Below are 22273 nucleotides of genomic sequence, written 5' to 3'. Positions count from 1 at the left end.
TCTACGACTGCTCCAACACGGCAGCCTCGCTCTCGGTGAGCTGTGCTCGTGAGGTGTCCTTGAGCGCAACGCCGGAGCGACCGAGCTTGCGCGCGCCGTCGACGAGTGCGGCCGCGATCCTTGCGGCAGTGGCGTAGTCGAGCCCGTCGGGTGGATGGATATTGGAGATGCAGTTGCGATCGGCATCGCTGCGGCCGGGGCGAGGGAGGTGAGTGAGGTAGATGCCGAGGCTGTCGGCAACGGACAGGCCCGGCCGTTCGCCGATGATCACGATCAGCGTCTGGACGCCGAGGGCTTCGCCGATGTGATCGCCCAGGGCGACGCGCGCCTGGGTGGCGATGACCGGTGGTGCGAGCGTGAAGCGCGTACCGAGCGCCGTCACGAGTGCCTCGAGCAGCCCACGGCCGTGATCGGTGAGTGCCCTGGGCGAGAGCCCATCGGCGAGAACGATCGCGATGTCGGCGCCCGTCTCCGGGAGATGGGACACGTCGGCGGGCTGTCGTCCGAGATCGGGGCGACGGAGGTACTCGCTGCGGGAGCCGGCTCGACTCTGCACGTGGAGCGCATCGTCGACGTCGAGGTCTCCGAGTTGGGTTGTCAGGTCGTCGATGTCGAGGGGATCGTGCACGGCATCGCGCGCTGCGGAGTGGGCTGCTTTGAACTCGAGCACCCGCTGCGAGGGCAGCGAATTGCCTGCGCGTCCGAGGCCTATTCGCGCCCGGGTGGTGAGTCGGAGGTCGGCCCACAGGTCGTCGGCGGGCTCCGGTGTGGTGCTCATCGCGCGACAGTCAGCGATCGGAGTTGCGAGCTCGCGACGTCGACGGGGAGGATCCGCCCCTGCGCATCCGCCATGCCGAGTCCGGCGAGCCATTCCTCGAACTCGGGTGCAGGCCGAAGGCCAAGTGCCTGGCGAACATACAGGGCGTCGTGGAACGAGAGGCTCTGGTATCCGAGCATCACGTCGTCGGCTCCGGGAACCGCGATGACGAAAGCGGCTCCGGCGACGCCGAGCAGGGTCAGCAAGGTGTCCATGTCGTCTTGGTCGGCCTCGGCATGGTTGGTGTAGCAGACGTCCACGCCCATGGGGAGTCCGAGGATCTTGCCGCAGAAATGATCTTCGAGACCTGCGCGGATGATCTGTTTGCCGTCATAGAGGTACTCGGGCCCGATGAACCCGACGACGGTGTTGACGAGCAGCGGCTCGAGCACCCGGGCGACCGCGTAAGCGCGGGTCTCGAGGGTCTGCTGGTCGACAGGTTTGCCGCCGGTCCCGATGTGCGCGCCGGCCGACAGAGCGGATCCCTGCCCGGTCTCGAGATACATGACGTTGTCGCCGACCGTGCCGCGCTTCAGGGAGCGGCCGGCCTCGTTGGCCTCGCGCAGGATCGAGATGTCGATTCCGAAGCTGCTGTTCGCGCCCTCGGTGCCGGCGATCGACTGGAACACGAGATCGACCGGCACACCCTTCTCGATGAGCTCGACCGTGGTGGTGACGTGGGAGAGGACGCACGACTGCATCGGGATCTCGAAGCGTTGCCGGATGTCGTCGAGCAGGTAGAACAGATCCGACGTGGCATGAGGCGAGTCGGTGGCCGGGTTGATGCCGATCACCGCATCGCCACAGCCCATCAGCAGTCCGTCGAGGGTCGCTGCCGCGATGCCGCGCGGATCGTCGGTGGGGTGATTGAGTTGCAGACGCGTGGTGATCCGACCGGGCAGCCCGATGGTGGTCCGGAACGATGCGGTCACCGTCGGCGCGGACGCCACGAGGATGAGGTCCTGGTTTCGCATGATCTTCGACGTCGCGGCAACCATCTCCGGGGTCAGACCCGGTGCGACTGCGCGATCTGAGCAGCGCTGTCCTCCCGCGCGGATACGGCCAGGAGCCAGTCGCGCAGGCCTCCGACCGTCGGATGCGAGATCGCCTGGAACGCCATCCGGTCGTGGGAGTCGATGATGAGCCGGGTCACTTCGTCTGACTCGTACGGCACGACCTGATCGTCGAGAAACGTCGTCAGCGGGAGGTCGGCGAGTTGCCATGCCGCAGCTGCACGTTCGGCGTCGGAGTGTGCCGCGCACCCGGCGAGTTCGTCGCCGGAGCGCAACGGGTCGCCTTGGCCATGAGGTCGACGAGCCCGTCGAACTCGTAGGTGGTTCCCGAGATCGACTGGGTGTATCTCATCGCAGATCCTCCTCGGCCTCGGCCAGTGCTGCGAACTCCTCGTTGGGAGAGTTCGCGACGAGCCGGTGTCGGCTGTACAGAGCGAAGTACAGCATGAAAATCGCGAGCACGCCGGGGGAGAGGGAGCGCCGCCACCATGCCGGCGAGGAAGGTCGTGATGATCGCCACAACTGCGATCACCGAGGTATCTCAGGCGCGACTACCCGCCCGCCGCAACATCCCCACCACCACCCGTCGCGTGTCCGCCGGATCGATGACGTCGTCGATCTCGAACACCCGTGCCACGTTGAGCGCTTTGGCGTGTTCGCGCATCGCGTCGGTACTGGTGCGGACGAGTTCTTCGCGTTCGTCCTCGGGGAGTGCGGCGAGTTGCTTCGCCATCGACAACCGGACGGCGCCTTCGAGTCCCATCGGGCCGAGGTGGGCTTGTGGCCAGGCGACGGTGAGGATCGGCCGGTGGGTGTCGCCGCCGAGCATGGCCTGGGCGCCGAGTCCGTAGCCGCGGCGTAGGACGACGCCGATGAGCGGCCCGGTGAAGCGGGCGCCGACGTTGACCATCCGTGATGCGGTGCGCACCAGGCCTGTTCGTTCGGCCTCCGGCCCGACCATGAAGCCGGGGGTGTCGACGAGGCTGAGGATCGGGATACCCCATCGCTGGCACAGGTCCAGGAAGTCGGCTGCCTTGGTGGCGGCGTCGGAGGTCAACGCACCGGCGAGATGCGACGACTGGTTGGCGATCACACCGACGGGCAAGCCGTCGATCCTGGCCAGGGCCGTGACCAATTCGGGCGCCCAGTGCTCGCGGAGCCAGATGACCGATCCGACGTCGAGGATCGTCTCGGCGAGCGGCCGCACGTCAAAGGCCTCGCGGTCGTTGGCGGGCATGAGGTCGCGCAACAGCGTCTGGTCGCTCGCCTCGGGGGTTTCGGTGACGGCCGGGTTGATCAACCCGAGGAGTTGACGGGCGACGGCCACCGCCTCTGCCTCGTCGTCGACCAGCACGTCGATGACGCCGTTCTCGGCCTGCTCGGTGGCCGGCCCGATCTCGTCGGCGCTGACCTGGCCCAGGCCGCCGCCGGCGATCATCGCAGGTCCGGCCATGCCGAGGTTGGTGTCGGGGGTGGCGATCCGCAGGTCCGCCGAGCCGGCCAGCACCGCATTGCCCGCGAAGCACCGACCCGAGACGATCGCGATGCGGGGTGCCACCTCTCCCAGGGCGCCCCACATGCGGAATGACCCGACGTCGAGGGCCGAGACCACCGGGTAGTCCGTGTCCCCCGGTCGCCCACCCCCGCCCTCGGTGAAGAACACCGAGGGCAGCCGAAGTCGGGTGGCGACGTCGATCAACCGGTCGGTCTTGTGATGGCCACGCATGCCCTGAGTGCCGGCCTGCACCATCCAGTCATAGGACATCACCGCGCAGGCGAGACCGTCGACGGTCGCGGTACCGCCGATCAGTCCGTCCGCCGGGGTCTGCGTGACCAGGTCGACCAACTCGCTGCGTTGCTCCTGTGCCGCGGTAACGAACTGCCCGTATTCGATGAGTGATCCGTCGTCGACGAGGTCGGCGATGTTCTCGCGTGCGGTCCGCCTGCCGGCCGCGTGTCGCCGGGTGACGCGGTCGGGGCGGCCCGCATCCGTGGTCAGGTATCGGCGGGCCTCGACCTCCTCGAGTCCCGTGGCCGGAGAAAGGTGGTCGTCGCGGTCAGCCATGGTTCGTATCCTGCCCGATGCGTGGACCCGGATCGCGGCACCGCAGCAGTCACAGACAGGGTGCGCCATCTGCAATCTGTTGTTCACCGGCCTCGGGCATTATGTATGTCATGACATCACAACCTCAGGAGGCTGCCGACGTGGTGGCCTTTGCGCAGCGGTGGTACCGCTACGGTGGCGGCGATCCGTCCGACATCATGATCGAGTTCGGACTGTCCGAGCGCGACTACTTCCTTCGCCTGCGCGACGCCCTCGGCGATCACCAGGGTCTGGATCCGCAAACGGCCGCGGACATCGCCGCGGTGGTTGCCCGCCGCCTCGACGAACTCGGGCCACGAACCGATGGGGAGTCGCTGTCGCGCGCAGCGAGTGCGTGATCGCGCGGATGTGAGCGTCTAGCTCTGCAGGACCTTGGCGGCCGCGTTCCGGCCCGGGATGCCGCTGACCCCACCGCCGCGCCGCGCGCCCGCACCACACAGCAGCAGCCGTGGATGACGCGTCTCGACACCCCACGTGCCGATCTCGCGCTCGCTTTCCGCCCACGGCCACTGCAGGCTCCGGTGGAAGATGTTGCCGCCCGGGAGTCCGAGGGTCTCCTCGAGGTCCTGCGGCGTCTTCACCTCGATGCACGGACTGCCGGTCACGTCGTGCGCGATGACGGACTGAATCGGCTCGGCCAGTACGGAGTTCAGTGACGCCAGAGTCGCACCGACCGCATGCTCGACGGCTCCGGGCGCGTCGAACACCTCGGGTGGGGTGTGCAAGCCGAACAGGGTGAGGGTGTGGCGGCCGTCGAGCTCGGGCCCCAGGATCGACCGATCGGACAAGGTGTGGCAATAGATCTCACACGGCGGGAGCTCGGGTACCTGACCGCGGGCAGCCTGCCGCCACGCATCGTGCAGCTGGCTGATGCTCTCGTTGATGTGGAAGGTGCCGGCGAAGGCGGCCTCCGGTGACACCGTGGTGTCACGCAGGCGCGGGAGTCGCTCGAGGAGCAGATTGATCTTGAGCTGCGCTCCCTGCGTGCCGGATTCGGTGTCGATCGGGTCATCGAGCAGCGAGTTGACGACCTGAGGCGCGCACGCCGCGTACAGCATCGAACCACGCACGGACCCGTCGCTGAGCTCGACCGTGCCGTCGTCCGGATCGATCCCGACAACGCGCACCCCGGTTCGGATCTCGGCGCCCGCCGCGACAGCAGCCTGGTAGAGCGCGCCCGACACCGCCCCCATCCCGCCGAGCGGCACATCCCAGTCGCCGGTGCCGCCCCCGATCACGTGATAGAGGAAGCAGATGTTCTGCCGCATGGCCTCGTCGTCGAGGTCGGCGAACGTGCCGATCAGGCCGTCGGTGGCGACGATCCCGCGCACCACGTCGTCGTCGAAGTACTGATCGAGCAGCTCGCCGAGCGGTCGGGTGGTCAGCGCCTCCCACAGTTCGGCATTGCTTGTATCGGTGCCGATGACCAGTTCGTTCATCTCCGCGGCCGACCGCAGCGGTTCGAGCATCGTCGGGAACACCCGCTCGGCGACGGTGCCCAGCCGGGTGTAGAACGACTGCCACGCGGTGAACACCGTGTCGGAACCGGTTGCGCGACGGAATGACTCGGCGGTCGCGTCCAGGTCGCCGTTGTCGACCAGGATTCCGGTGGTCGGATCGTTGGGCAACGGGGTGTAGGACGAGTAGCGCCGACGGATGAGTCGGATGTCGAGGTCGAGGTCGGTGATGATCTGGCGCGGCAGCAGCGAGACCAGATACGAGTACCGCGACAGCCGGGCGGGCAGGCCGGGAAACGGCATCGCCGACACCGCGGCACCGCCGACGTGATCGGCCTTCTCCACCACCAGCACCGAACGGCCCGCGCCCGCCAGATAGGCGGCGGCGGTCAACCCGTTGTGTCCGGCACCGATGATGATGTCGTCGAACTGGTGTGCTGCGGTCATGTCGGGATCACCTCATGATGCGGCGGAGGAAGGGGGTCGAGTCGGGCATGGAAGCGAGCACCGTGCCGGAATGGTCCTTGGTGGGGTAGACGTGCACCTCGACGGGCTGACCGTTTGCGCGCATCTGTGCATACAGCGAAAGTGTCGACGGCGCGGGCACATCCGTGTCCAGCAGCCCCTGCCCGAGGAAGATCGGACGGTCATACCCCGAGTACGGCGTGCCCATGTACTCGGCCAGCGCCGAGCGCACGCCCGGGATGCTGCTCATCGGTGCACGGAACAGGGTGCGCAGGTCCCGGCCGGTCATCACCGACGCCATCTCGGGATAGCAGAGATGCCGGGCCTTCTCGATCAGCTGCGCGCCGAGCGGGGTCAGCACCGACTGCGGACGGAGATCCGGGCGTGCATCGATGAAGCCGGCGAGGATGTAGGTGACGTAGGTGTTCAACCCCGCCGGCAGGCGGACCGGTGGGAAGTCGGGACCGCCGAGCGCGACGATCTGCTCGATGTTGGCCGGCGTGCCGGTCGCGACGACGCCCCGATAGTCGAGGCCCGATCCCCGCGACAACTCGGTCGCCCGTCGCGCACCGTTGAGGGCGGCGCCCGCTCCCTGTGACTGACCGACGATCGCCCATCGACGGCTGAGCGGGAGGCCCGTCTGCCGGGCGGCCTTCACCGAGTCGACGATCGAGTGCGCCTCCGACTCCCCGTTGAGGTAGCTCATCAGACCTGGCGTGCCCAGCCCGACATAGTCGGTCGCGACGATCGCATAACCCTGCCGCAGCCAGTGGCCGAGGTAGGCGGCGTCACGGTCGCTGCGCGGTTGAGCCGACGGTGTGCAGGCATCGCCGAGTCCGGTGGTGCCGTGCGCCCAGGCGATCACCGGCCATCCACCGGCCGGGGCGGACCCCTTCGGCAGGAAGACGGCTGCGGTGCTCGACGCCATCCGGCCGTGCTGGTCGGGGGTCGCGAACTGGATCCGAAAGGCGCGCCCGGCATCGGGCAGTGTCACCGACGCGGCGAGTGGCACCTGCGCCATCAGACGGCCGGCGTCGGTGGGGATCGGCCCGGAATAGTCCGCGACGTCGAGGCCCGACCAGTTCGGTGCAGGGGTGGCGGCGAGGTCGTCGGCATGCGCGGGACTCACGGTGAGGGCAACCGCACTCCCGACGAGCAGGGACGCGAGGACAGCGGTGAAACGGCGCGGAGCCCGTCGAGATTTCATGATCTCTCACCGTAGATCACCCACTCGACCGGCACGCCGAGATGTCGTGTTGCACCTATCCTTGGATGGTGGACATTCCGTCAGTGAAGCTGAACAACGGATTCTCGATTCCGATGGTCGGCCTGGGCACCTTTGACATGCTGGGGCGACCGAGTGTCTCGGCGGTCTCGGGCGCACTGCGTGCGGGCTACCGCATGCTCGACACGGCGACGCGGTACAGCAACGAGCGCAGTGTGGGTCTCGGACTGCGGGAATCCGGCGTGCCACGGGACGACGTGGTGGTGCAGACCAAACTCGGTGGCGGCGATCAGGGCTTCGACGAGGCGATCAACGCCGCCAAGGACAGTGCGCGCCGACTCGGTGTCGACCACATCGACGTCTATCTGATCCACTGGCCGTGTCCGAGTCTCGGCCGCACCGTCGAGTCCTGGAAGGCGTTGCTCACCCTTGCCGACGAGGGTTTCATCCGGACGGCCGGTGTCTCGAACTTCAAGCAACATCACCTGCAGATGCTCTACGACGAGACGGGTCGCTGGCCTGCGCTCAACCAGATCCAGTGCTCGCCGGCACTGGCCCGGTCGGAGTTGCGGGAGTTCATGGAGGACAAGGGAATCCATGCGCAGGCCTGGCATCCCACCGGCCGCAAGGAGGGGATGCTCGGGGAGGCCTCGGTGATCCGCCTAGCCCGCAAGTACGGCAAGTCGCCCACACAGATCGCGCTGCGCTGGGCGGTGCAGCACGGGATCAGCGTCGTCCCGAAGTCATCGCATGCCGGACGTCAGCTCGAGAATGCCGACCTGTTCGACTTCGAGTTCGATGCCGACGACCTGGCCGCGCTCGTGAATCTGGACCGCGGTGAGAAGGCGGCGCGCGACTCCGACGTCGAAGAGGAGTTCTAGACCCACACCTCGCCCGATCGACGTCTCGACTAGGGTTTGGGGCGTGTCTCGACCCGAGTCCGGCGCCGGCGAGGAACACCCGCGCCACGAGGATTTCACGACCCGCCACGCCCCGACGCCGCTGGAGCTGCCGTTCAACGACGGCGAGGCATCGACGAACGTCGACCTCAAGACCCAGATCATCCGGTTCGCCATCACCGGCGCCGGGTCCGGCGTCCTCGATTTCGGCCTCACGATCCTGCTCCAATACGTCGTCGGGACGCCGTTCTGGATCGCCAAGTCCTTCGGCTTCATCCTGGGCACCACCACCGCGTATCTGCTCAACCGGCGCTGGACGTTCGAGGCCGAGCCGAGCGCGATGCGATTCATCGCCGTCGCCGCCCTCTACGGTGTCACGTTCTTCGTCAACGTCGGCCTCTACACCGTGTTCTCGCACATGTGGCCGGAGACGCTGATCTACAGCTTCGGCGCCTACGTCATCGCCCAAGGCACCGCGACGGTGATCAACTTCGTGGTGCAACGCCTCGTCATCTTCCGGATTCGCTGACGTATGACCACCGCGGTCGTCGTGGGCAGCGGGCCCAACGGCCTGACCGCGGCGGTCATGCTGGCCCGCGCCGGATGCGACGTGCGCGTCATCGAGGCCGCGGACGAGATCGGTGGCGGCACCCGGACCAGCGACCTGTTCGGCCGGGGGACCCGGCACGACCACTGTTCCGCGTTCCATCCCCTCGGGGCCGGGTCACCGGCGTTGCGCGCACTGAAGCTCGACGAGCACGGACTGCGCTGGCGGTGGCCGGAGATCGATTGCGCGCATCCTCTCGACGGGGGCGGGGCCGCGCTGCTGCGCCGCTCGGTCTCCGACACCGCGGCCGGCCTCGACGTCGACGAATCGGTCTGGCGCGACATGATCGGCGGTGTCGCCGCGGACTTCGACGACCTCGCCGAAGACCTTCTCGGCCCGCTGCTGGCGTGGCCACGACATCCGGTCCGGTTGGCGGAGTTCGGGCATCGGGCGCTGTATCCGGCGACCGGTGTCGCCCGCGTGTTCCGCTCCGACGCCGCCCGAGCCCTGTTCGGTGGCGTCGCCGCGCACGCCTTCACCCGGCTGGATCGGCCCGGGTCGGCGGCGGCGGGTCTGATCCTGCTCGCGGCCGGGCACAGGTACGGGTGGCCGGTCGCCGAGGGCGGGTCGTCGGCGATCACGTCCGCGCTGGCGTCCGCGCTGATCGACGCGGGTGGCAGCATCACCGTCGGTCAGACGATCACCGACATCGACGAGATCGGCGATGCGGACGTCGTGATGCTCGACGTGATGCCCGGTGCGGCATCGCGAATTCTCGGGAACAGGTTGCCGGCGCGTGCGTCCCGACGGTACGACCGGTATCGACACGGGCCCGCGGCATTCAAGGTCGACTACCTCATCGACGGAGAGGTCGGCTGGACGCACCCCGGCTGCAGCCGCGCGGGCACGGTACATCTCGGTGGGACATTCGCCGAGATCGCCGCCGCCGAGGCCGACGTCGTCGCCGGGGTGATGCCCGGCCGGCCCTTCACCCTCGTCGGGCAGCAATGGCTCGCCGACCCATCGCGAGCCGTCGGCTCGCTCAAACCCCTGTGGGCGTATGCCCATGTGCCGCACGGGTACACCGGCGACGCGACGGCAGCCGTCACCGCGCAGATCGAACGCTTCGCGCCCGGCTTCCGGGACCGGATCATCGACGTGGTGAGCACGTCACCGGCCGACCTGGAACTCGCGAACGCCAACCAGGTGGGCGGTGACATCGGTGGTGGACGCAACGATCTGCGCCATCTGATCGCGCGGCCCGGACTGTCGCCGAACCCCTATGACACCGGAATCCCCGGTGTCTTCCTGTGCTCGTCCGCGACCCCGCCGGGCGGTGGGGTGCACGGGATGTGCGGCCATCACGCCGCCCGTGCGGCCCTGCGACACCTCGGACGATGAGGTCGCCGGCGTCGTCGAGCCGACCCGGGCGGTGAGTCAGCCGTTGACCTTGGCGATGATGTTCTCCGCGTACCAGTTCAGATGTTGGATCTTCTTGTCCAGGGGTTCGGTGTCCGGTCCCTTGATGTAGGGCAACCGGAACCCGACGATGACGTCGGTGATGCCCTTGTCCTCCAGGCGTTTGCATCCGTCGACCGTGTAGGCGTCGGTCGAGATCACGTGGATCTCGAACGGGTCGTTGGTCTTTCCCTCGGCTTTGCGGATCTCGGCGATCTTGTCGAGCAGCGCGTCGAGTTCCTCCGCCGGACCGCCGCCGTGCATCCAGCCGTCTCCACGGATGACCGCCCGGCGCAGCGCGAGGTCGGCGTGGCCGCCGACGAGCATCGGGATCGGCTCGGTCGGGGCGGGCGTCATCTTGATCTTCGGGATGTCGTAGAACTCGCCGTGGAACTCGAAGTACTCACCCGTGGTGAGTCCGCGGATGATGTCCATGCACTCGTCCATCCGCTTGCCGCGGCGCTTGAAGTCGACGCCCATGAAGTCGTAGTCCTCGGGCCACGGGCTGGTCCCGACGCCCATCGCGAACCGGTTGTTGGTCAGGTAGGCCACGGAGCTCGCCTGCTTGGCGACCAGTGCGGGCGGGCGGACCGGGAGCTTCACGACGAAGGGGGTGAACCGGATGGTCGAGGTCACCGCACCGAGCGCGGCGGCCTGGATGAACGTCTCGATGAACGCCTTGCCGTCGAGGAACTCGCGGTTGCCGTCCGGTGTGTACGGGTAGGTGGCGTCCGACTCCTCGGGATAGGCCAGCGAGTCGGGGATGGTGAATCCGGCGTATCCGGCCTGTTCAGCCGCTTGCGCGAGCGGCGGGTAGAAGCTCGGGTCGGTCATTGCCTCGGCATAGGTGAAGCGCATCGTGCTCCTCGGGACGTGTGACGATCTTCACCAAGAGTAGAACACGTTCTAATTCCCGGCGGGAGGGGTACGGGCGGGCTCGCCGGAATTGTCCGGTTGCACGGCGCGTTCCCCGGACCATGAGCACAGACAACGGTTCACTCACTGCCGACGATCTCGAGTTCTTGCGCCGACCCTTGCACGGATTCCTGTCCGTGGCGTCCGGACCGGTTCCGGCGCAGCCTCGACCGGTCTGGTTCGAGGCGACCGACGATGGCGTCATCCAACTGTTCACCGGACCCGACTCGGTGAAGATCCGACGACTGCGCAGCGACCCCCGCGCGTCGATCGTCGTCGCCGCACCGGTCGGCGAACGTGAGCGCTGGGTCTCGGTATCCGGTCGGGTCACCGTGGCGGCCGACGGCGCCCACGGCCTGGCCGCGCGCCTCGCCGACCGCTATTGGGATCTCGGTGACCCCGACCGGGCGCGCGACCTCGCGGAGATCCTGGCCGAGGATCAGGTGTGCCTCGTCATCCACCCGGACTCGGTCCGGCGATTCAGCTACTGAGCCCTGCGTTTAAGCCCTGCGTCTGCTGGGTCCTGCGTCTACTCGGTCCTGCGCCGGGAGGCGGTGCGGTTCAGGCGGTCAGCGCGGCCGTCGTGGTGGTCGCCAACGAGGCACGGACGGCGGCGGTGATGTCGTCGACGATGGACTCGTCCGCACCGCGCTCGAGGTCGTCGAGGATCTGCTTGATGACCGTCTCGGGGGCCAGCTTCGGCGCATCTGTCAGACCATCGGTCATTGGCGTCGCCGCATAGGACAGGTGGGCGCCGAGGACCTGCGTGCCCTGACCCGCCAATTCCGCCCGCAGGCTGTTGGTCAGGCCCCAGAGCGCCGCCTTCGAGGATGAGTAGGCACCCGGTGTCGCGATCCAGCTGAGCGCCGACGCGATGTCGATCACGGCGCCGCCGCCCCGCGCCGCCAGGGCGGGTGCAAAGGCGCGTGTCATCTCCAGAACGCCGAAGACATTGGTGTCGAACACATCCCGGATCTCCGCCATCGGCGACGTCAGCAGCGACGTGGCGCCATGGCGGCCGGCGTTGTTGATCAGGACGTCGACATCGGGCGCGGCCGCCGCGGCTGCGGCGATGCTGTCGGCGTCGGTGACGTCGAGGTGCAGGGCGATCACCCGCGGATCGGGGTGGGTGATGTCGCGTCGGGCCGCGGCGTAGACCTTCGCGGCGCCGCGGTGCAGCGCCTGGGTGACGAACTCGACACCCAGGCCGCTGGAGGCGCCGGTGACGAGGATGTTGTGGCCGTCGATGAGCATGGGGATTCCTATCGTCGAAAACGATGTGCGCCGGAGGTTCCGGGCACGGGGGATTCAGTGGTGCCGGGGTAGTGGGTTGCCACGTGCACCCGGACCCGGGTGCACCCGCAGTGATCCACGCGTGAGCGGCTCGCCGCACTCCGAGCACACCGGCTCGACGGTCATCGTGTGGCCGCACGTCCGATGTGTGGTGATCACCGGCGCCCCGTCCTCGGCCGCCCATTTGTCACCCCACTGGCGCAGGGCGGCGATCACCGTCCACAGGTCCCGGCCCTTGTCGGTGAGCCGGTAGTCGTAGCGCACCGGCTTGTCCTGGTAGGGCTCTTTGGCCAGCACTCCGTGCTCGACGAGGGTGTCGAGACGCTGGGTGAGGACATTGCGCGCGATGCCCAGTCGGGTCGAGAACTCGTCGAAGCGGGTCACGCCGAGCAGGGCGTCGCGAACGATCAGCAGCGTCCACCATTCCCCGACGATCTCGAGGGACTGGGCCACTGAGCAGTTCATCTCGGTGAAGGTTGCGCGGCGCATGACGCCCACACTAGTGAGTTGCGTCAAGCAACTCAAGTCTGATTACATCAGTTGCGTGAAACAACTCATTGAGGACGTGCCCGCGCAGAAAGCGGCAGGCCGTCCGGGCGTGGTGCTGCTGATCCTGTCGCTGGCCGCGTTCATGGCGAGCCTCGACGTCTTCATCGTGAATGTGGCCTTCGATGACATCGGCCACGACTTCGGCGGCGTCGGTCTCTCCGAACTGTCGTGGGTGCTGAATGCCTACACGATCATCTACGCCGCATTGCTGGTGCCCGCGGGGCGAATCGTCGACCGGTACGGCCGCAAGGGCGGGTTCCTGCTCGGGTTGGCGATCTTCACCGCCGCCAGCGTCGCGTGTGCCGCGGCGGACGGGGTCTGGTGGCTGGTGGCGTTCCGATGCGTGCAGGCCGTCGGCGCCGCGATCCTCACCCCGGCCAGCCTCGGGTTGGTCGTCTCGACCATGCCGCCCGAAGTGCGCGCCCGCTCGGTCCGGATCTGGGCGGCCACCGGTGCCCTCGCCGCGGCGTTGGGACCCGCGGTCGGCGGTCTCCTCGTCGAGGCCTCGTGGCGCTGGGTCTTCCTGGTGAACGTCCCCGTCGGTATCGCCGCGCTGGTCGCGGGGGCCCTCGTGCTGACCCGGTCACGCAACGACACGGTGACCGGACTGCCGGACCTCGTCGGCGCCGCATTGCTCGCGATCTCGATCGGCGCGTTGACGTTCGGGCTCGTGCAGGGACCCGAATGGGGCTGGTCGGACGGACGGATCATCGGCGCATGGATCGTCGCGGTCGCCGCGCTGGCCGCGTTCATCGTCAGCTCGGCGCGACATCCCGAGCCGGTCATCGATCCCGCGTTGCTGCGGGTGCGCGCGTTCTCCTTCTCCAACGTCACCGCGGTGCTCTTCGCGATCCCGTTCGCCGGGGCACTGCTCGCGAACATCCTGTGGCTACAGCAGGTCTGGGGATACTCGGCGATCAAGACCGGTTTCGCGGTCTCGACGGGGCCGCTGATGGTGCCGATCTTCGCCGCCGTGGCGCACCGACTGAGCGCCCGTATCCCGGTGGGCGCCATCGTGTCCGCGGGCTGCCTGCTGTTCGGACTAGGCGGCGTGATCATCGCGCTGTCGGTGGACGCGACCCCCGACTACGCGACCGAGATCCTGCCGGGCTGGCTGATCGGCGGTATCGGTGTCGGCCTCGCTCTTCCGTCGATCCTGTCGTCGGCGACCGCCGACCTGCCGGCACACCAGTCCGCGACGGGCAGTGCCGTGGTCAACATGAGCCGGCAGATCGGGATGGCGCTGGGCGTCAGCCTGCTCGTCGCGATCGTCGGCGCACCGGTCGGATATGTGGCCGCGCACAGCGCCTTTCAGGCGGCGTGGTTCGTCCTCGGCGGTGTCGCCGTACTGGGGGCGGTCACCGCGCTGGGCATGAAACCACCGAGGCGCGCTCACGGATGACGTCGAACGTATCGGAATTCGCGACGTTCCCCGTCGTCTGTGCCGGCCTACGGGCGGGTGAACCGCTCCCGACGGCCCAGTCGGCGTAGTCGCATCCACTCCGCGAACCCCTTCGGATCGCGTTGCTGGACAAGGAAGTACCAGCCGAACCGGGCGTACTCCTGGGGGATCAGCTTACGCATGCCGGGTTGGCTCATCAGGTAGCCGCGATTGCGGTAGGTGAAGTAGCGCTTGGTCGGATTGTCCGGATACTGGGTGTGCATGCGGCCACCCAGGATCGGCCGGAACTCCTCGGAGCCGTCCGGGTGCAGGTAGCCCGCGGTCAGGCACGTGCCGAAGGCGAGGTCGGATCGCTGGAGTCGTCGATGGATCTCCACCTCGTCGCCGCGGAAGAACAGCCGCAGATCGGGGACACCGACCTCGTCGATCGCCTTCGCGGAGAACAGGGCGCCGTTGAACAGCGAGGCGATACCGGGGAGGAAGTCGTCCTCCTGGGCGCCGCCGGTCGGCCCGTTGCCGGCGCCGTCGGCGAACAGTTCGGATCGCTTGCGCCGCCACACCATGCCGCGGCGCAGCGGGAAGGCGAGCGTGTCCGGGTCGTCGATGTTCGCGACGACCGGCGACACCTCGTCGAGCTGATGGCGTGCCGCACAGTCGAGCAGGGTGCTGAGTACGGTCGGGCCGTCGGGGCGGCCGTCGTCGTCGGCGCACCAGATCCAGTCGGCCCCCAGGGTCAGCGCGTGCAGCATGCCCAGCGCGAACCCGCCCGCGCCGCCCAGATTCCGCTGCGACCCCAGATAGGTGGTCGGAACGGGTTGTCCGGCAACCAGTTCGGCGACCTCGGCCTCGTCGGCGTTGTCCACGACGATCAGATGATCGACGGGGCGGTCCTGCGTGGCGATCACCGCCAGTGATCCGGCCAGCAGCTCCACCCGTCGGTGGGTGACCACCACCGCGATCACCCGTTCGCTCATCGGTTGGTGTCCTCGGCTGTGCTCGGGTTCTCCAGGCCGGCGAGCACCTTGCGGACGTGTGCGGCGGCGCCGGGACCCTCGTAGGCGCCGACGACCTCCTCGATACCGCCCTCCATCCGGATCTCGCCGTGGTCGATCCAGAGCGCGCGATCGCACAACTGCGCGAGGAACTCGTTGGAGTGACTGGCGAACACCAGGATTCCGGAGCGCTCGACCAGCGCTTGCAGTCGCACGCGCGCCTTCTTCATGAAGTCGGCATCGACGGCCCCGATGCCCTCGTCGAGGATGAGGATCTCCGGGTCGATGCTGGTCACCACGCCGAGCGCGACGCGCACGCGCATGCCGGTGGAGTAGGTGCGCAGCGGCATCTGGAGGTAGTCGCCGAGCTCGGTGAACTCCGCGATGTCGTCGATCTTCTTCAGCATCTCCTTGCGGCTCATGCCGAGGAACATGCCGCGGATGATGATGTTCTCGTAGCCGGAGATCTCGGGGTCCATGCCGACGCCGAGATCGAACACCGGCGCCACCCGGCCGCGCACCCGGCACGATCCGCGGGTGGGTTCGTAGATTCCCGACAGCAGGCGCAGCAGGGTCGACTTGCCGGCGCCGTTGTGTCCGACCAGACCGACCCGATCCCCGTGCTGGAGATGCAGGTTGATGTTCTTCAGCGCCTCGACCACGACGACGTTCGACGCCGTCGAGCCGATCACGCCGCCGGCGGCGCCGATGACCGACTTCTTCAATGACCGGGTCTTCGCGTCGAAGATGGGGAAGTCGACACACGCATCCCAGGTGTCGACGCGAACCGCGTTCTCAGTTGCCATGTTGTGCCCGTCCTACACCCAGTACGCCACGCGGGCCCGATAGTTGCGCATCACGACCATCGCCATCAGCCAGCCGAATGCGGTGCATCCCAGCACGATCGCCCAGTGGTAGAACTCGACCGACTGCCCCAGCAGGGGGCCACGGGCGATCTCCAGGTAGTGGAACATCGGGTTGAGCTCCACGATCTTCAGCCGCGATGACGTCTCTCCGGTCGTCTTGCCCAGGCTCTGGGTGGTCCAGATGATCGGCGTCATGAAGAACACCAACTGCACGACGGTGGTCAGCAGCTGACCGATGTCGCGGAAGCGGGTCGACAGGATGCCGAACACGATGGCGACCCAGAGCGAGTTCAGGACGTACAGCGAGATGGCCGGGATCACCAGCAGGACGGTCCAGTTCAGCGGCGGCGGGAAGATCAGGAAGATCACCACGATGATCACCACGTTGTGCGCGAAGATGATCAGCTGTCGCCACACCACGCGGTACACGTGCACGCTCACCGGGGCCGGCAACTGCTTGATCAGGCCCTCGTTCTTGGAGAAGATCTCGGCGCCGTCGAGGATCGAACTCTGGATGAAGTTCCAGAAGATGAAGCCGAGCGCCACGTACGGCAGGAACACCTTGATGTCCATGCCGAACAGCTCGCCGTAGAGCAGGCCCATGGCCACCGCGGTGACGCCCGTGGCGATGGTGATCCACAGCGGACCCAGAACCGATCGGCGATAGCGCTGCTTGATGTCCTGCCAGCCGAGGTGCAGCCAGAGCTCGGAATCGGCCAGGCCGTCGCGCAGATCCTTGATCGCGCGACGAAGCGTGCGCGAATCGGACACCGCAGGTGCTGGGGGTACCTCGTCGCTGACTACCGATGACACGGGGACTCAGCATACAAGCGGGGCATCAGAGGTATTGCCCCGTGCTGGGTCCCTGCGGTCCGCCGCCGGTCACGACGCCGGGCGGCAACGCGCCCTGACGCATCTGCTCGAGCTGGGACCTGGCGGCCATCTGCTGGGCGAACAACGCCGTCTGGATGCCGTGGAACAGCCCTTCGAGCCACCCCACGAGCTGTGCCTGCGCGATGCGCAGCTCGGCGTCCGAGGGAGTGGTGTCGTCGGTGAACGGCAGCGCGAGACGTTCGAGTTCGTCGCGGAGTTCCGGCGCGAGCCCGTCCTCGAGTTCACGGATCGACGACTCGTGGATCTCGCGGAGCCGGTTGCGGCTGGCGTCGTCGAGCGGAGCGGCCCGGACCTCCTCGAGGAGCTGCTTGATCATCGTGCCGATCCGCATCACCTTGGCGGGCTGTTCGACCATGTCCGCGACGCTGTGACCGTCGCCGTCCTTGTCGTCGGCGCCCTGACCGCCGACGACGATCACGCGGTCGGAACCCTCGCCTGCACCGCCGCCGGGTCCGCTCGAGAGTGGGTCGTTGCCCGGAAAGGGTCCAGATGTCATGGCACCCATTGTGCCGAAGGCCGCGCTCGGGTGGTGGGGATACCCCATGTCTATCGTGTGACCTATGGCCTTCGACGTCGCACATGTGCGTGGATTGTTTCCCTCGCTCGGTGACGGCTGGATCCACTTCGACCCGCAGGCCGGGATGCAGATTCCGGACTCGGTCGCGTCGGCGGTCTCGAAGGGGTTTCGGCAGCTCGCGGCGGCTCCGGGCGGGGTGTATCCGGCCGCGATCGCGTCGGCGGAGACCGTCGACCGGGCGCGTCGCGCGGTCGCCGACCTGTTGGCGGCGGAGCCGGGGACCGTGGTCCTCGGTCCGTCGCGCTCGGCACTGGTCAACGGGCTCGCGGAGGCCTTGCCGGCGTTGACCTGGCTGGGCGCCAACGTCGTGCTGAGCCGGCAGGACGACGAGCCGAACATCGTGCCGTGGCTGCGTGTCGCCGACCGCCATGGCGCCCGTATCCGCTGGGCCGAGGTCGACGTCGAGACGGGCGCGTTGCCGACGTGGCAGTACAAGGACCTCATCGATGAGCGCACCGCGGTTGTCGCGGTGACGCTGGCGTCGTCGACGATCGGGGCGATCACCGACGTCGGGGCGATCGCGGAGCAGGCGAAGTCGGCCGGCGCGCTGCTGGTGGTCGACGCGACGAGCGCCGCGCCCTACCTGCCGATCGACATCGGCGAGCTCGGGGCGGATGTCCTGGTCGTCTCCGCGGAACGGTGGGGTGGCCCGCGGATGGCCGCGATGGCGTTCCGCAGCACCGCCGGCCTGGATCGGTTGCGCCCGCTGTCGATGGACCCGCGAGCCGAGGGGCCGGCGCGACTGGAACCCGAACCGCACCAGGGGGCGCTGCTCGCGGGCCTGGTCGCCTCCGTCGAGCACCTCGCGTCGCTCGACGACGCGGCCATCGGGAAACGGCGGCCTCGGCTCGTCACCGCACTCGACGGCGTCTACGAGTATCTGCAGCGACTGACCTTCTACCTGACCACGACGTTGCAGCACCTCAACCAGGTGAACCTCGTCGGTACCGTCGACGACCGGATACCGGCCGTCAGCTTCACCTTCGACGGCGTCAGCGCGGACAAGGTCGTGCGTCGTCTCGCCGACAACGGGATCTGCGCACTCGCCGATCCGCCCAGCCGAGCCCTGGCCCGGATGGGCGCAGGCGATTTCGGCGGAGCGGTCACCATCGGGCTCGGGCCGTACTCCACCCCCTATGAGGTGGATCATCTCGTCAGGGCGCTGGGCTCCCTGGGTTGACCCGAAGTGGGTCAACTGACTGAGAACCTCGCCACACGACTCGCAATTCGGCATCGTGGCCATTAGGTTTACGTCAATGAATATTGTCGAATCGGCCCCGGAAAGCTGATGGGCGTTGGTCCCCGAGAGTCCGACCGGCCGCTCACGCCCACCGAACGCGAGGTCTGGCGCAGCTTCACCCACGGCGGCTGGGGCCTGCTCGCAGAGATCAACGCCGCGATGTCGGCGCACGGGATGTCGCAGGCCGACCTGCGGGTGCTGGAAGCGCTCGGCCGACGATCCGAACTCGGGATCAGTGAACTCGCCGCCACCGTCCATATGACCGTCAGCACCGTCTCACGACAGATCGCCCGGCTCATCGACGACGGAATCGTCGAGCGCGTGGAGCGCGGCACCGATGGGCGGCACCGCTTCGTGCGGATCACCGACGGCGGTCGAGACGTACTCGACGACCACGTCCGGGTCCGCGACGCGCTCATCCGCCGACTGGTGATCGAGCAGGTGACCACCGACGAATTCGAGACGCTGGGCGAGGTGTTCCGCAAGATCGGTGCGGGTCTGGCGCAGCGGGGCATCGGGACCGACCGGTGACACCCCGCACCCGGTGGTCCTCAGTCCAGCGTGAGCAGGACCTTGCCGATCGCGTCGCCGCTGTCGAGCCGGGCGTGCGCGGCGTCGGCGTCGGCCAGTGGGAACGTCGAGTCGACGATCGGTCGCACCTTGCCGGCGTCGAGCAGTGGCCAGGTGATCCGCCGAGTCGTGGCGACGACCTCGGCCTTCGACCCCGCACCCTCGACGGGGCGCGACCGCAGGGTGGTGCCGGACACCGACGCGCGTTTGGCCATCAGCGCGCCGATGTTGAGCTCGGCCTTCACCCCGCCCTGCATTCCGATGACCACGAGGCGGCCGCCGGTTCGCAGCGCCTTGATGTTGCGCTCCAGGTAGGCCGCACCCATGATGTCGAGGATCACGGCGGCTCCACCGCTCTCGCGGATCACCTCCACGAAGTCGTCCTTCGAGTAGTTGATGAGAACGTCGGCGCCGAGTTCGCGGCAGCGTGCGAGCTTGGCCGGGGTCCGCGCCGTGACCGCCACACGCGATCCCAGCGCATGCGCGACCTGGATGGCGTGCGTGCCGATACCGCTCGAACCACCGTGTACGAGAAGAAGTTCGTGGCTCTCGAGGTGGGCCGTGTCGTACACGTTCGACGCGACGGTGCACGCGACCTCCGGCAGGGCGGCGGCCGAGACCAGGTCGACGTCGGCCGGCTTGGGCAGCACCTGGACGGCGGGGACGGCCACCTTCTCGGCGTATCCGCCACCCGCGAGCAGGGCGCAGACCTCGTCACCGATCGACCAGCCGGCGACGTGCGCGCCGAGTGCGGAGATGCGGCCCGACACCTCGAGGCCGAGGGTGTCGACCGCGCCCGGTGGGGGTGGATACAGGCCCCGACGCTGCAGGAGATCGGCGCGATTCACCCCCGCCGCGACGACATCGATGACGACCTCGGTCGGACCGGGATCGGGATCGGGGAGGGTGACTACGGACAGCTGGTCGGATCCGGCGATGGCGCGCACCCTCCCGATGCTGTCACAAGCGCCGCCCATCGGGATGAGTGACCGCAGCGGATCGACCGCATAGGGTTGACGGCAGTCGGGTTCGGGGGCACACACGATCGGGTCGGGGAGACAGGGGAGGACGTTGCCCGTACCCGAGGGCTTGTCGGAGGACGAACTGCGCGTCTGGCTGACCATGTTGGTCGGCTCCATGCGGTTGTTCCACCATCTCGACGAACGGCTCGTCGCCGAAGACGGCATCAGTTACGCCGAGTACCGGACGATGATCTCCATCGCGCGTGACGGACCACAGCGCATGTCGGATCTCGCGCAGGAGGGCATGGTGTCGCGCAGCGGGATCAGCCGTCAGGTCGCCCGACTGGTCGCCCTCGGCCACGTCGAGCAGGTCACCGAAGCCACCGATGGGCGTACGCGTCTGGTCCGGCTGACCGACGGCGGCCGGGGCGTGGTGCTCGCCGCGACGGCCAATCACGTGTCCCGCGTCCGCAGGCACGTGTTCGACCATCTCGAGGACGATGAGCTGCGCACTCTCGACGCCGTGTTCGGCAAGGTCGATGCGAGTCTGCCCGATTCGCTCCAGTAGCCTCTTCGGCAGGGAAGCGTGGCAGAGCGGCCGAATGCACTCGCCTTGAAAGCGAGCGTGGGTAAAACCACCGGGGGTTCAAATCCCTCCGCTTCCGCAGATGGGAGGGGTTCCGTCGTGCGGCGGGTGCGAGCCGAACATGAGGCGCCGGGCACCCGGACCACGACAATCTGGCGGAGCGCCTCGTGGTCCGCGATGCAACTGGCCGGACCGACGCAGCGCTACAGTGCGACGATGGAGTCGTCCTGGCCGCGCCCGAACATGCGTACCGCCACGCTGATCCGCGAGGTCGCCGAGCACATGCTCGCGGCGGCCGACACGGCCGCCGAAGAGGTGACCGCCTCCGCACACCAGTCGGCGGACTACCGCGCCGTGCTGGAGGACCCACAGCTCGTCGCGGCCGACCGCCGGATGAACCGGACCAACATGCTGCACTGGTTGTCTGCGAACATCCAGGCCCCGGGAACGAGGGTCCCGCCGAGCATGGATCCCGAGATCCTGCAGTTCGCGCGCGACGTGGTGCGCCGCGGGCTCGATCTGCACGACCTGGGTTCCTGGCGTGGCGCCCAGCACGGGGCGTGGTCGATGTGGGTCGACGGGTGCTTTGCCGCGACGAGCGACCTCGACGAACTCAGGGACCTGATGAAGGTCTCCGAGCGGTCGATGGCCACGTTCATCGACGATTCGATCGCCGCGCTCGACGAGTTCGTGGAGCAGGAACGCGCAGATCTCGCGAAGGGCGCGAACGCCGAGCGGCACGCCACGGTCCAGCTACTGCTCGAGGGTGCGCCGATCGGGCGCGCCCGGGCCGAATCGCGGCTCGGCTACGTACTCACGGGTGACCATGTGGCCGCGATCGTCTGGAGCGACTCGGCGGAGGAGGCGGCCGACCTCGACGCCGCCGCGGAGGCGGTGATGCGGGTGTGCGGCGCGTTGCGTCGGCTCACACTCAATGCGAGCACCACCGCCCTGTGGGTGTGGGTCCCGGCGCACGTGGTCCCACCGGTGGAGGTCGCCGAACAGATCGTCGCGGACACCCCTGGCATCCACGTCGCCTTCGGTCGCCACGGCCAGGACCTCGAAGGTTTCCGCCGCAGCCATCTCGACGCCGCGTCCGCGCAGCGCATGCTTGCCCGTGTGGGGTCGACCCGGCAGGTCGTCCGCTACGAGGACGTCGCACTCCTGTCCGTGCTCACCGCCGACATGGCGCAGGCCGATCAATTCGTCGCCGACACACTGGGTGACTTGGTCACCGCCGATCCCGCGCTGCGCGAAACGGTGCTTGTCTACGTGCAGGAGCGGTTCAACGGTTCCGCCGCCGCCGAGCGTCTGTTCACGCACCGGAACACCGTCGAGCGGAGGCTTGCGCGGGCCGACCAGCTCCTCCCGGCGCCGCTCGCCGAGAACGCCGCGAGCGTCGTCGCGGCGCTCATGCTCGTGCAGCTACGCGACTGACCGCT

At 68.1% G+C, this 22273-nt stretch carries 22 protein-coding genes, 1 tRNA gene and 2 pseudogenes; 11 read left to right on the top strand and 14 right to left on the bottom strand.

Translation table 11 applies throughout. The features are described from left to right. Position 1 precedes the first annotated feature (1 nt). The 4 genes and pseudogenes from eutC to D7316_RS16730 all read right to left on the bottom strand — a co-directional run bounded on the left by eutC (position 2) and on the right by D7316_RS16730 (position 3895). Complete coding sequence (gene eutC / locus D7316_RS16745) at positions 2–778, bottom strand: ethanolamine ammonia-lyase subunit EutC (protein WP_124709256.1); 777 nt, start codon at positions 776–778, stop codon at positions 2–4. After that, positions 775–2182, bottom strand: a pseudogene (locus D7316_RS16740) (ethanolamine ammonia-lyase subunit EutB). Before D7316_RS16740 ends, eutC begins: the two are co-directional and overlap by 4 nt. Beyond that, a pseudogene (locus tag D7316_RS16735) lies at positions 2179–2362 on the bottom strand (ethanolamine permease); the annotation flags it as partial. The pseudogenes D7316_RS16740 and D7316_RS16735, both read right to left, overlap by 4 nt. A gap of 9 nt (positions 2363–2371) precedes the next feature. Then, positions 2372–3895 (bottom strand): acyl-CoA carboxylase subunit beta, encoded by a 1524-nt coding sequence (locus D7316_RS16730; protein WP_124709255.1) that lies wholly within the window; start codon positions 3893–3895, stop codon positions 2372–2374. Between the two features lie 110 nt (positions 3896–4005). On the opposite strand from D7316_RS16730, the gene D7316_RS16725 reads away from it, so the two are divergent. Continuing rightward, positions 4006–4272 (top strand): hypothetical protein, encoded by a 267-nt coding sequence (locus D7316_RS16725; RefSeq protein WP_124709254.1) that lies wholly within the window; start codon positions 4006–4008, stop codon positions 4270–4272. Positions 4273–4290: 18 nt separating this feature from the next. On the opposite strand, the gene D7316_RS16720 is transcribed toward D7316_RS16725, so the two are convergent. Beyond that, complete coding sequence (locus D7316_RS16720) at positions 4291–5838, bottom strand: phytoene desaturase family protein (protein ID WP_124709253.1); 1548 nt, start codon at positions 5836–5838, stop codon at positions 4291–4293. A gap of 7 nt (positions 5839–5845) precedes the next feature. Continuing rightward, positions 5846–7063 carry an alpha/beta hydrolase family protein gene (locus D7316_RS16715; RefSeq protein WP_124709252.1) on the bottom strand — a complete coding sequence of 406 codons (1218 nt, stop codon included), beginning with the start codon at positions 7061–7063 and terminating at the stop codon, positions 5846–5848. Between the two features lie 68 nt (positions 7064–7131). Here D7316_RS16715 and D7316_RS16710 point away from each other — a divergent pair, with 68 nt between their 5' ends. Genes D7316_RS16710 through D7316_RS16700 form a run of 3 tightly spaced genes read left to right on the top strand, consistent with a single transcriptional unit; the run spans position 7132 to position 9928 of the window. Beyond that, entirely contained in the window at positions 7132–7962 is an 831-nt protein-coding gene (locus D7316_RS16710) for an aldo/keto reductase (RefSeq protein ID WP_124709251.1), read from the top strand. 43 nt (positions 7963–8005) lie between these two features. Continuing rightward, positions 8006–8509, top strand: a complete 504-nt coding sequence (locus tag D7316_RS16705) for a GtrA family protein (protein ID WP_124709250.1) — start codon at positions 8006–8008, stop codon at positions 8507–8509. Between the two features lie 3 nt (positions 8510–8512). Further along, entirely contained in the window at positions 8513–9928 is a 1416-nt protein-coding gene (locus D7316_RS16700) for a phytoene desaturase family protein (protein ID WP_124709249.1), read from the top strand. A gap of 36 nt (positions 9929–9964) precedes the next feature. On the opposite strand, the gene D7316_RS16695 is transcribed toward D7316_RS16700, so the two are convergent. Next, on the bottom strand, positions 9965–10843 hold the full coding sequence (locus tag D7316_RS16695) for a TIGR03619 family F420-dependent LLM class oxidoreductase (RefSeq protein WP_124709248.1): 879 nt from the start codon (positions 10841–10843) through the stop codon (positions 9965–9967). Between the two features lie 119 nt (positions 10844–10962). Between D7316_RS16695 and D7316_RS16690 the strand changes: the two genes are divergently transcribed. Beyond that, positions 10963–11391: a pyridoxamine 5'-phosphate oxidase family protein gene (locus D7316_RS16690; protein WP_124709247.1), complete on the top strand. Its 429-nt coding sequence runs from the start codon at positions 10963–10965 to the stop codon at positions 11389–11391. 70 nt (positions 11392–11461) lie between these two features. Here D7316_RS16690 and D7316_RS16685 read toward each other — a convergent pair whose 3' ends face one another. Both D7316_RS16685 and D7316_RS16680 read right to left on the bottom strand, forming a co-directional pair. Continuing rightward, positions 11462–12154: an SDR family oxidoreductase gene (locus D7316_RS16685; RefSeq protein WP_124709246.1), complete on the bottom strand. Its 693-nt coding sequence runs from the start codon at positions 12152–12154 to the stop codon at positions 11462–11464. A gap of 54 nt (positions 12155–12208) precedes the next feature. After that, the gene (locus D7316_RS16680) at positions 12209–12682 is read right to left on the bottom strand and encodes a winged helix-turn-helix transcriptional regulator (RefSeq protein WP_124709245.1); all 474 of its coding nucleotides are present in this window, start codon (positions 12680–12682) and stop codon (positions 12209–12211) included. 55 nt (positions 12683–12737) lie between these two features. On the opposite strand from D7316_RS16680, the gene D7316_RS16675 reads away from it, so the two are divergent. Continuing rightward, the gene (locus tag D7316_RS16675) at positions 12738–14144 is read left to right on the top strand and encodes a DHA2 family efflux MFS transporter permease subunit (protein ID WP_232016937.1); all 1407 of its coding nucleotides are present in this window, start codon (positions 12738–12740) and stop codon (positions 14142–14144) included. A 47-nt stretch (positions 14145–14191) separates the two neighbouring features. Here D7316_RS16675 and glfT1 read toward each other — a convergent pair whose 3' ends face one another. From glfT1 to D7316_RS16655, 4 genes are read right to left on the bottom strand one after another with little or no spacing between them, the layout of a single operon-like run. After that, on the bottom strand, positions 14192–15118 hold the full coding sequence (glfT1, locus tag D7316_RS16670) for a galactofuranosyltransferase GlfT1 (protein WP_124709243.1): 927 nt from the start codon (positions 15116–15118) through the stop codon (positions 14192–14194). Continuing rightward, the gene (wzt, locus tag D7316_RS16665) at positions 15115–15942 is read right to left on the bottom strand and encodes a galactan export ABC transporter ATP-binding subunit Wzt/RfbE (RefSeq protein WP_124709242.1); all 828 of its coding nucleotides are present in this window, start codon (positions 15940–15942) and stop codon (positions 15115–15117) included. The genes glfT1 and wzt overlap by 4 nt, the downstream gene beginning before the upstream one ends. Before the next feature lie 12 nt (positions 15943–15954). Continuing rightward, positions 15955–16815 carry a galactan export ABC transporter permease subunit Wzm/RfbD gene (gene wzm / locus D7316_RS16660; RefSeq protein WP_124709241.1) on the bottom strand — a complete coding sequence of 287 codons (861 nt, stop codon included), beginning with the start codon at positions 16813–16815 and terminating at the stop codon, positions 15955–15957. Between the two features lie 25 nt (positions 16816–16840). Further along, positions 16841–17392: a bacterial proteasome activator family protein gene (locus tag D7316_RS16655; protein WP_124709240.1), complete on the bottom strand. Its 552-nt coding sequence runs from the start codon at positions 17390–17392 to the stop codon at positions 16841–16843. A gap of 64 nt (positions 17393–17456) precedes the next feature. Here D7316_RS16655 and D7316_RS16650 point away from each other — a divergent pair, with 64 nt between their 5' ends. After that, positions 17457–18653 carry a cysteine desulfurase-like protein gene (locus D7316_RS16650; RefSeq protein WP_124709239.1) on the top strand — a complete coding sequence of 399 codons (1197 nt, stop codon included), beginning with the start codon at positions 17457–17459 and terminating at the stop codon, positions 18651–18653. A gap of 108 nt (positions 18654–18761) precedes the next feature. Further along, complete coding sequence (locus D7316_RS16645) at positions 18762–19244, top strand: MarR family winged helix-turn-helix transcriptional regulator (RefSeq protein WP_124709238.1); 483 nt, start codon at positions 18762–18764, stop codon at positions 19242–19244. 20 nt (positions 19245–19264) lie between these two features. Here D7316_RS16645 and D7316_RS16640 read toward each other — a convergent pair whose 3' ends face one another. After that, complete coding sequence (locus tag D7316_RS16640) at positions 19265–20230, bottom strand: NAD(P)H-quinone oxidoreductase (RefSeq protein WP_197718252.1); 966 nt, start codon at positions 20228–20230, stop codon at positions 19265–19267. Between the two features lie 124 nt (positions 20231–20354). Between D7316_RS16640 and D7316_RS16635 the strand changes: the two genes are divergently transcribed. The 3 genes from D7316_RS16635 to D7316_RS16625 all read left to right on the top strand — a co-directional run bounded on the left by D7316_RS16635 (position 20355) and on the right by D7316_RS16625 (position 22268). Then, complete coding sequence (locus tag D7316_RS16635; RefSeq protein ID WP_124709236.1) at positions 20355–20813, top strand: MarR family winged helix-turn-helix transcriptional regulator; 459 nt, start codon at positions 20355–20357, stop codon at positions 20811–20813. A gap of 12 nt (positions 20814–20825) precedes the next feature. Next, a tRNA-Ser gene (locus tag D7316_RS16630) sits at positions 20826–20910 on the top strand. A gap of 137 nt (positions 20911–21047) precedes the next feature. Continuing rightward, positions 21048–22268 carry a PucR family transcriptional regulator gene (locus D7316_RS16625; RefSeq protein WP_124709235.1) on the top strand — a complete coding sequence of 407 codons (1221 nt, stop codon included), beginning with the start codon at positions 21048–21050 and terminating at the stop codon, positions 22266–22268. Positions 22269–22273: the final 5 nt, after the last annotated feature.

The organism is Gordonia insulae (assembly GCF_003855095.1).
Lineage (GTDB): Bacteria > Actinomycetota > Actinomycetes > Mycobacteriales > Mycobacteriaceae > Gordonia > Gordonia insulae.
This window is presented reverse-complemented; position numbering and strand designations above follow the sequence as displayed.